General features: G+C 63.4%; 13 protein-coding genes. 12 read left to right on the forward strand and 1 reads right to left on the reverse strand.

The window, feature by feature from the left end:
• Positions 1-59 precede the first annotated feature (59 nt).
• Both rpmI and rplT read left to right on the forward strand, forming a co-directional pair.
• Entirely contained in the window at positions 60-263 is a 204-nt protein-coding gene (rpmI, locus tag D4Q51_RS03510) for a 50S ribosomal protein L35 (RefSeq protein WP_119586734.1), read from the forward strand.
• Positions 264-286: 23 nt separating this feature from the next.
• Positions 287-646 carry a 50S ribosomal protein L20 gene (rplT, locus tag D4Q51_RS03515; RefSeq protein WP_120076368.1) on the forward strand — a complete coding sequence of 120 codons (360 nt, stop codon included), beginning with the start codon at positions 287-289 and terminating at the stop codon, positions 644-646.
• A gap of 145 nt (positions 647-791) precedes the next feature.
• Here rplT and D4Q51_RS03520 read toward each other — a convergent pair whose 3' ends face one another.
• Positions 792-1,673 (reverse strand): SH3 domain-containing protein, encoded by an 882-nt coding sequence (locus D4Q51_RS03520; protein ID WP_240624547.1) that lies wholly within the window; start codon positions 1,671-1,673, stop codon positions 792-794.
• Positions 1,674-2,000: 327 nt separating this feature from the next.
• On the opposite strand from D4Q51_RS03520, the gene D4Q51_RS03525 reads away from it, so the two are divergent.
• The 10 genes from D4Q51_RS03525 to D4Q51_RS03570 all read left to right on the forward strand — a co-directional run bounded on the left by D4Q51_RS03525 (position 2,001) and on the right by D4Q51_RS03570 (position 13,226).
• Complete coding sequence (locus D4Q51_RS03525) at positions 2,001-2,885, forward strand: helix-turn-helix domain-containing protein (protein ID WP_162925119.1); 885 nt, start codon at positions 2,001-2,003, stop codon at positions 2,883-2,885.
• 105 nt (positions 2,886-2,990) lie between these two features.
• The gene (gene pheS / locus D4Q51_RS03530) at positions 2,991-4,106 is read left to right on the forward strand and encodes a phenylalanine--tRNA ligase subunit alpha (RefSeq protein ID WP_120076371.1); all 1,116 of its coding nucleotides are present in this window, start codon (positions 2,991-2,993) and stop codon (positions 4,104-4,106) included.
• Positions 4,103-6,493 (forward strand): phenylalanine--tRNA ligase subunit beta, encoded by a 2,391-nt coding sequence (gene pheT / locus D4Q51_RS03535; RefSeq protein ID WP_120076372.1) that lies wholly within the window; start codon positions 4,103-4,105, stop codon positions 6,491-6,493. Before pheS ends, pheT begins: the two co-directional genes overlap by 4 nt.
• Positions 6,494-6,496: 3 nt before the next feature.
• A complete protein-coding gene (locus D4Q51_RS03540) occupies positions 6,497-8,032 on the forward strand; it encodes a peptide chain release factor 3 (protein WP_120076373.1) in 1,536 nt (511 codons plus the stop codon).
• Positions 8,033-8,063: 31 nt separating this feature from the next.
• Positions 8,064-8,639 (forward strand): pyridoxamine 5'-phosphate oxidase family protein, encoded by a 576-nt coding sequence (locus D4Q51_RS03545; RefSeq protein WP_120076374.1) that lies wholly within the window; start codon positions 8,064-8,066, stop codon positions 8,637-8,639.
• Positions 8,639-9,328 carry an endonuclease/exonuclease/phosphatase family protein gene (locus tag D4Q51_RS03550; protein ID WP_120076375.1) on the forward strand — a complete coding sequence of 230 codons (690 nt, stop codon included), beginning with the start codon at positions 8,639-8,641 and terminating at the stop codon, positions 9,326-9,328. The genes D4Q51_RS03545 and D4Q51_RS03550 overlap by 1 nt, the downstream gene beginning before the upstream one ends.
• A gap of 175 nt (positions 9,329-9,503) precedes the next feature.
• Positions 9,504-9,842, forward strand: a complete 339-nt coding sequence (locus D4Q51_RS03555) for a P-II family nitrogen regulator (RefSeq protein WP_120076376.1) — start codon at positions 9,504-9,506, stop codon at positions 9,840-9,842.
• A gap of 17 nt (positions 9,843-9,859) precedes the next feature.
• Positions 9,860-11,197: an ammonium transporter gene (gene amt / locus D4Q51_RS03560; protein WP_120076377.1), complete on the forward strand. Its 1,338-nt coding sequence runs from the start codon at positions 9,860-9,862 to the stop codon at positions 11,195-11,197.
• Between the two features lie 213 nt (positions 11,198-11,410).
• Positions 11,411-11,749: a P-II family nitrogen regulator gene (locus D4Q51_RS03565; RefSeq protein WP_120076378.1), complete on the forward strand. Its 339-nt coding sequence runs from the start codon at positions 11,411-11,413 to the stop codon at positions 11,747-11,749.
• 271 nt (positions 11,750-12,020) lie between these two features.
• On the forward strand, positions 12,021-13,226 hold the full coding sequence (locus D4Q51_RS03570; RefSeq protein ID WP_120076379.1) for an OmpA family protein: 1,206 nt from the start codon (positions 12,021-12,023) through the stop codon (positions 13,224-13,226).
• The last annotated feature ends 28 nt before the right edge of the window (positions 13,227-13,254 follow it).

The raw sequence follows: 13,254 nt of genomic DNA on the forward strand, positions 1-13,254 counted from the left end.
GTCTGGCTGAAAGGGCTGCCAGGGCTGGTTGGACGTGTTTCTGACTAAAGGAGACGAAAATGCCCAAGCTGAAGACCAAGAGCGGCGTGAAGAAGCGCTTCAAGCTCACCGCCACCGGCAAGGTCAAGCATGGTGTCGCCGGCAAGCGCCACCGCCTGATCAGCCACAATGCAAAGTATATCCGCCAGCAGCGCGGCACCAAGGTTCTGTCCAAGGCAGACTGGAGTGCTGTGAAGAAGTGGGCGCCCTACGGCCTCGATTGAGCCGGGTTTACAGGAGATAAGATATGCCTCGCATTAAACGTGGTGTGACCACCCGCCAGAAGCACAAGCGTATTCTCGACCAGGCCAAGGGTTACCGTGGCCGTCGCAAGAATACGATCCGCGTCGCCCGTCAGGCCGTCGAAAAGGCCGGCCAGTACGCCTACCGCGACCGCAAGGTTAAGAAGCGCAATTTCCGCGCCTTGTGGATCCAGCGCATCAACGCCGCCGTGCGTCCCGAAGGCCTGACCTACTCGCAGTTCATGCACGGCGTGAAGCTTGCCGGTATCGAGCTGGACCGCAAGGTGATGGCCGATCTGGCGATGAACGAAGCCGAAGCATTCGGCCTGATCATCAAGCAGGCCAAGGAAGCGCTGCCAGCCTAATTCGGCAGGTCGCTTTCAGGCACGCAAAAGGGCGCGGATGGCATTGGCCGTCCGCGCCCTTCGCTTTTGCGGGAATGACCCGTCGCAGGCCAGGCAGGCGCCAACCGGGATCGTATTCGCAGGCGCCCGCCCATTGCCGCTCGGACTATTGCAGGTCCTCTACGGAGACCCAGCCGCTTGTGCCGAAATTGTCGGACACCTCGATCCACAGGCCTTCGCGCTGGCCGGACGGCGTCAGCTGTGTCCCTTCGCGCAGCGAGCGGACTTCCCCAGCGGTAGCATCAGGCCGCTCTCGCATCGCCGTGGCTACTGCGACGACAGCAGCCGGCTCCTGGCTGGCTGGTGCGGTGGCGACCGGCGTGGCTTGCAGCGCGGCGCGCTGCTCCACCAGCTGGTTGAAGGCGACGATGAAAGCCTCGGTCAGCTTGCGCCCGTTGCCGCTGTCGCCGTAGCCGGCGGTATCCGCCAGTCCGCGGTTGTAGGCTCCATCGGAGCCGCGGAAGCTGAGACTGGAACGGCTGACAGAGCCGGTGCCCGCGGCCAGCGGCTGTCCCGTCGCGGGGCTTACCACCGTCAGTGCGGCAGAAACCGTCGTCCGCCGCCCGCCGAGCCCGCCCAGCATCCCTAGCGCGGCGCCGCCGAATGGCACGCGCGAGAGGATGCCTGTCGCCGCGCCGGAGCGCCACAGCGCCTCCTTGGCGACGCCTGTAGCCATGTTGATGCCCTCGTCGACTTCCTCCTGCGACCCGGCAATCGCCGTCACCAGAAAGTTTGCAGCGCTGCCGTCCGCCCCGGTGTGCGGGGTGAAACATCCTGACTCTGCCGCCAGTCGCGACACCAGCATGCGCGGGCTGCCGAGATCCCACTGGCTCCAGCCCGCCGCAGGACTGTCGACCAGGGCGATGGTGCCGAGGCTTTCCTCGCACCGTACCAGTTCCATTTCCTCTTCGTCCGCCATGGCAGGCGCAGGTGCAAGCGCCAGCATCGCCGCGCCTGCGCAGAACATCGCATTTCTCATAAACGTCATCGGCTGTCCCCCGGTTGATCCGCAGCCTGTCCGCCGCGTGACGGGAGAGGGAGGCGCATCGGCAGCATTGAACAAGAGGCAAGGTGAAACCTAACAGCGCTTGTCATGTTGCTAACGGCGTTTTTCATGATCTGGCGGCCTACTTGCCAGATATGAGGGCGACGGGCTGAAGAATTGGCGAGGGAATTGCAACGCAGGTTTTACGCCTAACCTTTGACACGATCGAAATGCGCCAGTTTGGATAGATTCGTCCAAATTGGAGTTATTGCCTTGTAGAATGTCATGAACTTTGGTTTTGGTGCCGCGCTCGTCGGACCTTGCCGACGAATGGGGGCCATTATTTCGACGAAGCCGGAATTGCATGACGGGGTTGAAGTCCGGATCTACAGCCTGAATCCCCGGCTGCAGAATTACTTCACTGCGCTCTATTGTTTCTCTGTCGACATTGCCGACGGGCGCGAGGTCGTCGATTGCCACTATCCGGATTGGGCCGGTGTCCATTTCCTTGCCGAAGGAGAGCCGCACCGGGTTTGCCTGTGGGGCGAAACACCCCGGGAGCGAGCGCCTTTTACGGCGAACGGGCCTACCAGCCGCGCCCTCAGCGTGCGCCTGCAGTCCAGCCAATTCTGGAGCATAGGACTCAATCCCATCGGGTGGTCCCGCTACGCCGAGGGCTCGGCAAGCGACATAGCCAACACGATTGTCGATGGTCATGACCATGCGGCTTTCGAACGGCTGGCCCCCATTCTCGAGATTGCCCGCGAAGATCCCGGCGATCCCGACAGCACTGCGCGGCGGATGGAGGACTTCCTGTGCAACATCCGTTCTACGCGCAGCCCGCACGAGGAACAGGTCATCGCGCTGCATGAGGCGTTGCGAGACCCGGCGATCGGCGATGTGGAGGGGCTGGTTGAGCGCGTCGGCGTCAGCCGCAGGACGCTGGAGCGGCTCGCATCGCGCTATTTCGGCTTCTCGCCAAAGCTGCTGCTGCGCCGACAGCGCTTCCTGCGCAGCCTCGGCAAGTATACCCGCAGTTCCGACAGCAACTGGAGCACGTCGCTGGACGGGCATTACGTCGACCAGGCCCATTTCGTACGCGACTTTCGCGCCTTTATGGGCATGACGCCCAGCGAATACGTGCAGATGCCGCACCCCCTGTTGAAGGGGATTTTCACCCCCCGGCTGGCGGAACAGGGCGCGCATCAGGGCTGACGGTGGCCCGTCCCGGTGAATTAGGGCTTGGGCGCCGGGCGGCAGGCGGCTAACAGGCGCGGCCAAAGCGCAAATCGTCCTGACCGTAGAACAAATCGAAGCACCATGTCCGATCACCAACTCACTGCTCAAGAAGCGAGCACCCGCATTGCCGAAGCGGCAGACCTGAGCGCGCTGGAAGCGCTGCGCGTCGAGTATCTCGGCAAGCAGGGCAGCATTTCCGGCCTGCTGAAGACTCTGGGCAAGATGAGCCCGGAAGAGCGGCAGGAAAAGGCGCCCGCCATCCAGGCGCTGCGCCAGTCGGTTGCCGATGCGCTGACCGCGCGCAAGGACGAGATGGAGGCCGCCGAACTCGAAGCGCGCCTCGCCACCGAAACGATTGACCTGACCCTGCCCGCGCCGCAAGCGCCGAAAGGCAGCGTGCACCCGGTGAGCCAGGTGATGGACGAACTGGCGGAAATCTTTGCCGACCTCGGCTTCGCCGTCGCCACCGGGCCGGAGATCGAGGACGACTGGTACAACTTCACCGCGCTCAACATGCCCGAAAGCCACCCGGCGCGCGCGATGCACGATACCTTCTATTTCCCGGACGCCGCTCCCAAGGGCGGCAAGATGCTTCTGCGCACACATACCAGCCCGGTGCAGGTGCGCACCATGATGGCGGAAGGCGCCCCCTTACGCATCATTGCGCCCGGCCGTGTCTATCGCTCCGACAGCGATGCGACGCACACGCCGATGTTCCACCAGATCGAGGGGCTGGTGATTGACAGGGACATTCACCTCGGCCACCTGAAGTGGACGCTGGAAACCTTCCTGAAGGCATTCTTCGAGACAGAAGATATCGTCCTGCGCCTGCGCCCCAGCTACTTCCCCTTCACCGAGCCGAGCGTCGAAGTCGATGTCGGCTTCGCCATCGAGAACGGCCAAGATGGAAAACTTCGGCGCATCCTTGGCGGCAGCGGTGACGAGCCGGGCCACGGCTGGATGGAACTGCTGGGTAGCGGCATGGTCAATCGCCGCGTGATCGAATTCGCAGGGCTGGACCCCGACGAGTGGCAGGGCTTTGCCTTCGGCTTGGGCGTGGATCGCCTGGCCATGCTGAAATACGGCATGGACGACCTGCGCGCCTTCTTTGACGGGGATTCCCGCTGGCTGTCGCACTATGGCTTCAGCCCTTTCGACCAGCCCACCCTTTCCGCCGGCGTAGGAGCGAAGGCATGAAGTTCTCGCTCGAATGGCTGACCTATTTCCTCGAAACCGAGGCCAGCGTCGCCGAAATCGCCGCCAAGCTGAACGCCATCGGCATTGAGGTGGAAGACATCGAGGATCCGGCCGAGAAGCTGGAAGGCTTCCGCGTGGCCGAGGTGCTGACCGCCAAGCCGCACCCCGATGCCGACAAGTTGCAGGTGCTCACCGTGTCCACAGGAGAGGGCGATCCGCTGACCGTGGTCTGCGGCGCACCCAATGCCCGCGCGGGAATGAGGGGCGTGCTGGGCGTGGCAGGCGCCGTGGTGCCGGCCAACGGTATGAAGCTGCGCAAGTCGGAAATCCGCGGCGTCGAATCGAACGGCATGATGTGTTCGGTGCGCGAGCTGGAGTTGGGCGACGCGCACGAAGGCATCATCGAACTGCCCGAAGATGCTCCGGTGGGCGAAGACTTCGCCACCTACCACGGCGCATCGCCCGTGTTCGACGTGGCGATCACGCCCAACCGTCCCGATTGCATGGGCGTCTACGGCATTGCCCGCGATTTGGCCGCAGCAGGGTTGGGCACGCTGAAGCCCCTGCGCGAGCATGACATTGCTGCCACGTTCCCCTGCCCGGTGGAAATCCGCACCGACGATCCCGATGGCTGCCCGGCGTTCTACGGCCGCGTCATCAAGGGCGTGACCAATGGGGCAAGCCCCGAATGGATGCAGAAGCGCCTGATGGCGGCGGGCCAGCGCCCGATCAGCGCGCTGGTGGACATCACCAATTACATGATGCTGGCCTTCGGTCGACCGGCACACGTCTATGACCTTGCCAAGCTTTCCGGCCCGGTGGTCGCCCGCCGCGCGAAGGATGGCGAGAAGGTGCTGGCGTTGAACGAGAAGACCTACAACCTCGATTCCAGCATGACCGTGATCGCCGACGATAACGGCGTCCACGATATTGCCGGTATCATGGGCGGCGAAGAGTCTTCGGTGCAGCCCGAAACGACCGACGTATTGCTGGAGATCGCCTATTTCGATCCCGAAGCTATCGGCGTGACGGGCCGCAAGCTGGGCATCGCCACCGATGCCCGCACCCGTTTCGAGCGGGGAGTGGATCCGGCATGGCTGGACAAGGGGCTGGAAAGCCTCACCAGCCTGATCCAGCGGTTCTGCGGCGGGGAGGCGAGCGAGATCGTGCGCGCCGGAACACCGCCCACGGAGCCGAAAGTCATCGCCTTCGATCCGGGCTTGACCGCGCGCCTTGGTGGAGTGGACGTGTCCGAGGCCGAACAGAAGCGCATCCTCGAAGCGCTCGATTTCGGTGTTGGCGCGGACTGGAACGTCACCTGTCCGCCGCGTCGTCACGACATCGAAGGCGCGGCCGACCTGGTTGAGGAAGTGGTGCGCATCCACGGCCTCGACAACGTAGCGAGCGTGGCCCTGCCGCGTGCCGAAGGCGTTGCCCGGCCCACCGCCACGCCGATGCAGGCGCTGGAACGGCGCCTGCGCCGCGGTGCTGCCGCGCGCGGTCTGAACGAGGCCGTGACGTGGTCTTTCCTGCCCACTCCGCAGGCTGAGCATTTCGCCGATGGCGATGCGCTGTGGGTGCTCGACAATCCCATCAGCGAGGACATGAAAGCCATGCGCCCCTCGCTCATCCCCGGCCTCCTGAGCGCGGCCAAGCGCGACGCCGATCGCGGCGCTGCCGGCTCGCGCCTGTTCGAGATCGGTCGCCGCTACCTGCGCGCAAAGGACGGATCGAGCGACGAACATGCCACTCTTGCGGTGGTGCTGGCGGGCGAGAAGACCCCGCGTGGCTGGTCCAATGGCAAGGCTGCGAAGTTCGACGCCTTCGATGCCAAGGCGGAGGCCGAGGCGCTTCTTGCCGAGGCTGGCGCTCCGGTCGACAAGCTGATGGTGATGGGCGAGGCCGGCGGCCAGTTCCACCCCGGCCAGTCCGCCACCCTGCGGCTCGGCCCCAAGAACGTGCTCGCCCGCTTCGGCGCGCTGCATCCCGCAACGCTCGATGCCTTCGATATCGACGGACCGGTGGTGGCCGTGGAAATTTACCTCGATGCCATCCCTGCCAAGAAGGGGAAGGCCGGGTTCGAGAAGCCGGACTTCGCCCCGCCCGCGCTGCAGTCGGTGGAGCGCGACTTCGCCTTCCTCGTGCCGCAAGATCTTGCCGCGGCAGACCTGCTGCGCGCCGTGAGAGGCGCAGACAAGGCGAACATCGTCGATGCCCGCGTGTTCGACGTATTCGCAGGGCAGGGCGTGCCCGAAGGCAAGAAGTCGGTCGCCATCGAAGTGACGCTTCAGCCGGGTGAGAAGTCCTTCAAGGACGAGGAACTGAAGGCGATCAGCGACAAGGTCGTCGCCGCTGCTGCAAAGCAGGGCGCGGAACTTCGCGGCTGATCCATGACGTCCAATCGCCGAACATTCGCGATCATCTCGCACCCCGACGCCGGTAAGACCACGCTGACGGAAAAGCTGCTGCTGCAAGGCGGCGCAATCCACCAGGCGGGGCTTGTGAAAGCGCGCGGTGCTGCACGGCGGGCGCGCTCGGACTGGATGAAGATCGAGCAGCAGCGCGGCATCTCGGTCACCTCCTCCGTGATGACCTTCGAGAAGGAATACGATGGTGAAACCATCACCTTCAACCTTCTCGACACCCCGGGACACGAGGATTTCTCCGAAGACACCTACCGCACGCTGACCGCAGTCGATTCCGCCATCATGGTGATCGACGCGGCCAAGGGTATCGAGCCGCAGACGCGCAAGCTGTTCGAGGTGTGTCGCCTGCGCTCCGTCCCGATCATCACCTTCGTCAACAAGGTGGACCGCGAAGGCCGCGACCCGTTCGAGACGCTGGACGAAGTGGCCGACATGCTGGCGCTGGATGTCAGCCCGCAGATGTGGCCCATCGGCATGGGCGGCCTGTTCGAAGGCCTGCTGGACTTCAAGACCGGCGAAGTCGCGCGACCCGAAGGCGATTCGAAGGAATATCTCGGCAAGCGCGAGGCGAATGCCGACATCCCCGAACAGTATGCGGAGGAAGCGGAGCTTGCGCAAGCGGGCTATCCCGAATTCGACCTCGAAGCCTATCGCAACGGCGACCTGACGCCGGTTTACTTCGGTTCGGCGCTGAAGAACTTCGGGGTCGAGGAACTGATCGACGCCATCGCCCAAATTGCCCCGCCGCCGCGCCCGCAGCCCGCAGGCGAGACAAAGATCGGCCCGGAACATGACGAGGTTTCCGGCTTCATCTTCAAGGTGCAGGCCAACATGGACCCGAACCACCGCGACCGCATCGCTTTCATGAGGCAGGTGTCTGGCACCTTCAAACGCGGCATGAAGCTGACCCCCTCGGGCCTCGGCAAGCCCATTGCCGTCCATTCCCCGATCCTGTTCTTCGCGCAGGACCGCGAGATTGCCGATACGGCGGAGCCGGGCGATATCATCGGCATTCCCAACCACGGCACCCTGCGAGTTGGCGATACGCTTTCGGAAAAGAACGAGATCCGCTTCACCGGCCTGCCCAACTTCGCGCCGGAAATCCTGCGCCGCGTGCAGTTGAAGGACCCGACCAAGACCAAGCAATTGCGCAAGGCGCTGGACGACCTTTCGGAAGAGGGCGTGATCCAGGTCTTCTATCCGGAGATCGGCGGCAGCAGCATCGTCGGCGTGGTCGGCCAGTTGCAGCTCGATGTGCTCGTGTCGCGTCTCGGCGCGGAATACAAGGTGGATGCAGGGCTGGAGGCCTCGCCCTTTGCCACCGCGCGCTGGCTGAAGGGTTCGGACGCCGCGCTGCGCGAGTTCGAGCGGTTCAACCAGGGCAACCTGGCGCGCGACCGCGACGGCGACCTCGTTTTCATGGCGAAGAGCGCGTGGGACGTGGGCTACCAGGAAGAGAAGAACCCGGACCTCACCTTCTCCGCCACCAAGGAGCGGTGACAGGGCGCGGCCTCTCGCGTAGGTTGCCTCCATGTCCGACTTCTTCGACGAACTGAACTTCAAGCACATCGAGATGATCGAGGACCAGCCGGTCTTCTTCGTCGCGACTGCCGCTGCCGATGCGCGCATCAACCTTTCGCCAAAGGGCCTGCGCGACACCTTTCGCGTGCTGTCTCCCGGCCGCGTCGCCTATCTCGACCTTGGCGGATCGGGCAACGAGACGAACGCGCACCTGCTGGCGGACGGGCGAATTACGCTGATGTTCTGCAATTTCCAGCAGCCCGCGCTGATCCTGCGCATCTATGGCAAGGGCAGGCCGGTACTGCCGTGGGAGAGCGGGTGGGACGAGATCGCCCAGCACTTCATCCTCCTGCCCGGCACGCGGCAGATCTTCGATATCGAGGTGGAAAGCGTGCAGACAAGCTGCGGCTGGGGTGTGCCATTCATGGAGTACGAGCGGGAGCGCAAGACGCTGCTGAAAGCGCACAGCAATGCCGACCCGCAGGAATGGGCAGGCAAGCACAAGCGCCGCCGCGAAAGCATCGACGGCCTGCCGACGCGCACCACGGACCGCTATATCGCCGGGGACGTGCCGCAGGACGGCTGATGCAGCTCACTTTCGCCAGCTACAACATTCACAAGGGCGTGGGGCTGGACCGGCGCCGCGATCCCGATCGCATCCTGTCGGTGATCGAGGAGCTGGATGCCGATGTCATCGCCCTGCAGGAAGTGGACGAGCGGTTTGGCACCCGGCGCGCCGTGCTCGATCAGGAGGAGCTCAGCGACAACGGCTGGCAGATCGTTGCTCACTCCACCAAGCCTGCCAGCATGGGCTGGCATGGCAACGCCCTGCTGGTGCGCGACAGGCTGGAGGTGCTGGAAGTGGAGGCCGAGACTCTGCCTCAGCTCGAACCGCGCGGAGCGGTGCGGGCGCAATTGCGTGCCCACGGCCAGCAGATCTGCGTCACCTCGATGCACCTCGACCTGTCAGGCCTGCTGCGCAAGCGGCAGTTCGCGCACCTGTGTAACAACTCGCGCGCACCCGGCCTGCCAGCCGTGATGCTGGGCGACTGCAATGAATGGATACGCCCCATCGGCGGCGAACGCGGCCTTGCGGCGCACTGGGACATGGTGGAACCCGGCAAGAGTTTCCCCGCACGCAGACCCCTGCTGGCCCTCGACAGGCTGATGCATACGCCACACTGGAAACTGGAAAAGGCCGAAGTTCACGCAAGCCCGCTGGCACGGCAGGCATCGGACCACCTGCCGATAAAAGTGACATTGAGCCTATCGTAAGCACGGTGCTGCCCAAAAATTAGGCGCGCTGCCTGCGAATTGAGCGTTGAGGGAGCGCCACAACGCCGATCATCCCGTCAAGTTCCGGTAAACATTCACATCCCTGCATTTGGCACGGCTGTTGCAACGCAGCATCCGCGGCCGGGAGCAACCCGGCAAGTCATAGGGGTCAGGGATGAAATTCGTCATCGCCATCATCAAACCATTCAAGCTCGACGAAGTGCGCGAAGCACTCGCCGGCCTGGGCGTCGCCGGCATGACCGTGTCGGAAGTGAAGGGTTTCGGTCGCCAGAAAGGGCAGACCGAGATCTACCGCGGTGCCGAGTACTCGGTGAACATGCTTCCCAAGGTGAAGCTCGAAATCGCTGTCAGCGACGAGCTCATGCCGAAGGTCGTCGAGACCATCCAGGAAACCGCCAGCACGCAAAGCATCGGCGACGGGAAGATCTTCGTGCTCGAACTCGCTTCGACCACGCGCATCCGCACCGGCGAAACCGACGAAACCGCGTTGTGATCAGGGGGTCAGACAAAATGAAATCTGCAATTCTCAAGACTGGCGCCGTCGCTGTGACCGCGCTGCTTGCATCCAGCCCGGCCTTCGCGGCCCCGGCTGCCGATGCCGCCGCCGAAGTGGCGGCCGACGCCGTGGGTGGAGGCACCGCCTACATTTTCAACACGCTGCTGTTCCTTATCGGCGGCTTCCTGGTGATGTGGATGGCGGCGGGCTTCGCCATGCTCGAAGCGGGCCTCGTGCGCGCCAAGAACACCTCCACCCAGTGTCTCAAGAACATCGGCCTCTATTCGATTGCCGGCCTGATGTTCTGGGTCATCGGCTATAACATTGCCTACCCGGGCGACTTCAACGGCTTCATTGGTGGTTTCAGCGGCCCTTACGGTACACAGGGCGTCGGTGAAGCCGATCTGGAGACGGGCTACTCGGTCGCTTCCGATTGGTTCTTCCAGATGGTCTTCTGCGCCACCACCGCCTCGATCGTTTCGGGCACCTTGGCGGAGCGCATCAAGATCGTGCCATTCTTCATTTTCGTGACCATCCTCACCGGTGTGATCTACCCGGTCGTAGTCAGCTGGGAATGGGGTGGTGGCTTCCTTGACCAGATGGACTTCTCCGACTTCGCCGGTTCGACCTTGGTGCACTCCACCGGTGGCTGGGCCGCCCTCGTCGGTGCGCTGATCCTGGGCCCGCGCCTTGGCCGCTACACCGATGGCAAGGTCAACGTGTTCCCCGGTACCAACATTCCGCTGGCAACGCTGGGCACCTTCATCCTGTGGCTCGGCTGGTTCGGCTTCAACGGCGCATCGCAGCTGGCGATGGGCACCGTGGGTGACGTGTCGGACGTGTCGAAGATCTTCGTGAACACCAATATGGCTGCCTGCGGCGGCGTGGTTACCGCGATCATCCTGACGCAGCTTCGCTACAAGAAGGCGGATGTGACCATGGCGATGAACGGCGCGCTGGCTGGTCTCGTGTCGATCACCGCCGAGCCGCTGATGCCGAGTGTCGGCCAGTCGATCCTGATCGGCGCAATCGGTGGTGTCATCGTGGTCTTCACAGTTCCGCTGCTCGACAAGCTCAAGATCGACGACGTCGTCGGCGCCATCCCCGTCCACCTGTTCGCAGGCATCTGGGGCACGCTGATCGTCTGCTGGAGCAATCCGGACGTGCCGCTCGGTGCGCAGATTACCGGTGTCGCCGCAACAGCTGTCTGGGTGGGTGTCGCTTCGGCCATCGTGTGGTTCGCACTCAAGGCAACCATCGGCCTGCGCCCCTCCGCCGAGATCGAGACCGCCGGCCTCGACATCCACGAAACCGGCGTGGAAGCCTATCCGGGTCTCGCCAACCAGGCGTAACCCATCACCGAATTGGCGGGGGCGGGAACCACCTCTCCTCTCCCTCCCGACCCCGCCAACACTCGTTCCTCCTGCGAACGTACAACTCAACAAGGGTCGGAGCCGCAAAGCTCCGGCCCATTTTTTTGTTGCACGTGGGGGCCGGTGTCCGGTTACAAGGCCGCCATGTCCCGCCCGGCGCGGCGGGAATCCGAACCTACAGGGGAACCGCGCATGAAAATGGTCGTCGCAGTCATCAAGCCGTTCAAGCTGGAAGAGGTGCGCGAAGCGCTGGCCGTCATCGGCGTTGCCGGGATGACCGTGTGCGAGGCGAAGGGCTTCGGTCGCCAGAAGGGACAGACCGAGATCTACCGCGGCGCGGAATATGCCGTGAACATGCTGCCCAAGGTGCGGCTGGAAATCGTCGCCAGCGACGAGATTGCACCCAAGATCGTCGAGACCATTCGCGAGGCGGCCAACACCGGATCCATCGGGGACGGCAAGATCTTCGTTCTTGAAGTGGGCGATGTAACCCGCATCAGGACCGGTGAGACCGGTGAACTTGCGGTTTGATTCCAAAGGGATTGGTTGCCCTGTCATACGGTGGCGAAGCCCGAAAAATTTCGCCCTCGTGTAGACTTTTTACAACGCCGATCTTCCAGCCGGATTTAGTTGCGACTTAAGCCCCTGAAATACAACATGAATTCGAGGTGCGGGCGGGCGATCTCATCCGGTATTTGTGCAAATGCTTCAGTTTGCACGGCAGGATATTTTCGTTTGTTGCTGCATTGGCGCAATTCATGATTTAGTATTATCGGTCTTACAGCGAGAGGTAGATCAACCAATGAAGAAGCTTCTAATCAGCGCCTCGGTGGTTGCGCTTGCCATTCCGGCAACCGCTAATGCCCAAGTCTATATCGGTGTTAGTGGTGGTGCCGCCGCTAATGAGAACGCCGAGAACGAAGGTGAATTCACCGCGACTCTTCCGGCCCAGGGGCCGGTTGCGGCCGTTCCGTCCGGGACGGAGTATGAATTCGAAACCAATGTCGGTGTGGGCTGGACGGCCGGCGCGCAGCTTGGTTACGCTTTCGACAACGGCTTCCGTGTCGAGCTGGACGGCAACTACCAGGCGATGGATATCGAATACCATCGCGGCCTGACCGTCGGCGGCACCAACATCGACGACAGCGATCTTGGCCGCGTGCTGCTTCGCCAGGAGCCCACCAACAGTTCGATCGGCGCGTTCCTTGCCAATGGCACGGGCGACGTGGAAACCTACGGCGTGTTCGCGAATGTCCTTTACGATATCCAGCTGGGCAGCATTGAGCCCTACTTCGGTGTCGGTGCCGGTCTCTACTGGGTTGATCTTGATTATGCGCCGAGCGGCGTGGAGCTGGTGAACGACAACGACACGACCTGGGCCTACCAGGGCATCGTCGGTGTCTCGGGCAACATCGCCGACAACGTGCAGATGTTTGCTGAGTACAAGTATCGTCGCATGTTCGCAGATTCCGACAGCTATGATGTGTCGGTGCTGCCGGTAACGCTGTCGACGGAATTTGCGCAGCACACCGGCACGATGGGCCTGCGGTTCATGTTCGGTGGCGAAGAAGCGGCCCCGCCGCCTCCGCCGCCGCCGCCCCCGCCGCCGCCCCCGCCGCCTCCGCCGCCGCCGCCGCCTCCGCCGCCGGCTCCGGTCTGCGAGCAGGGCCCCTACATCGTGTTCTTCGATTGGGACGAGTCCACCATCACTCCGGAAGCAGCCACCGTGCTCAACTCCGCCATCACCGCCTATGGCGATTGCGGCACCGCGGCCATCATGCTGGCCGGTCACACCGACCGTTCCGGCTCGGTCGAGTACAACATGGGTCTGGCAGAGCGTCGTAACGCCTCGGTCCGCGAATACCTCACCGGTCGCGGCATTCCGGGCGGTCGCATCTCCAGCGAAGCCTTCGGCGAAAGCATGCCCCGCGTGCCCACCGCAGACGGCGTGCGCGAACTGCAGAACCGCCGCGTGGAAATCACTTACGGTCCGGGCTCGGGCATGTAAGTCCACTCGGACACAACAACGAAAAGGG

It is taken from the genome of Aurantiacibacter odishensis (assembly GCF_003605195.1).
GTDB classification, from domain to species: Bacteria; Pseudomonadota; Alphaproteobacteria; order Sphingomonadales; family Sphingomonadaceae; genus Alteraurantiacibacter; species Alteraurantiacibacter odishensis.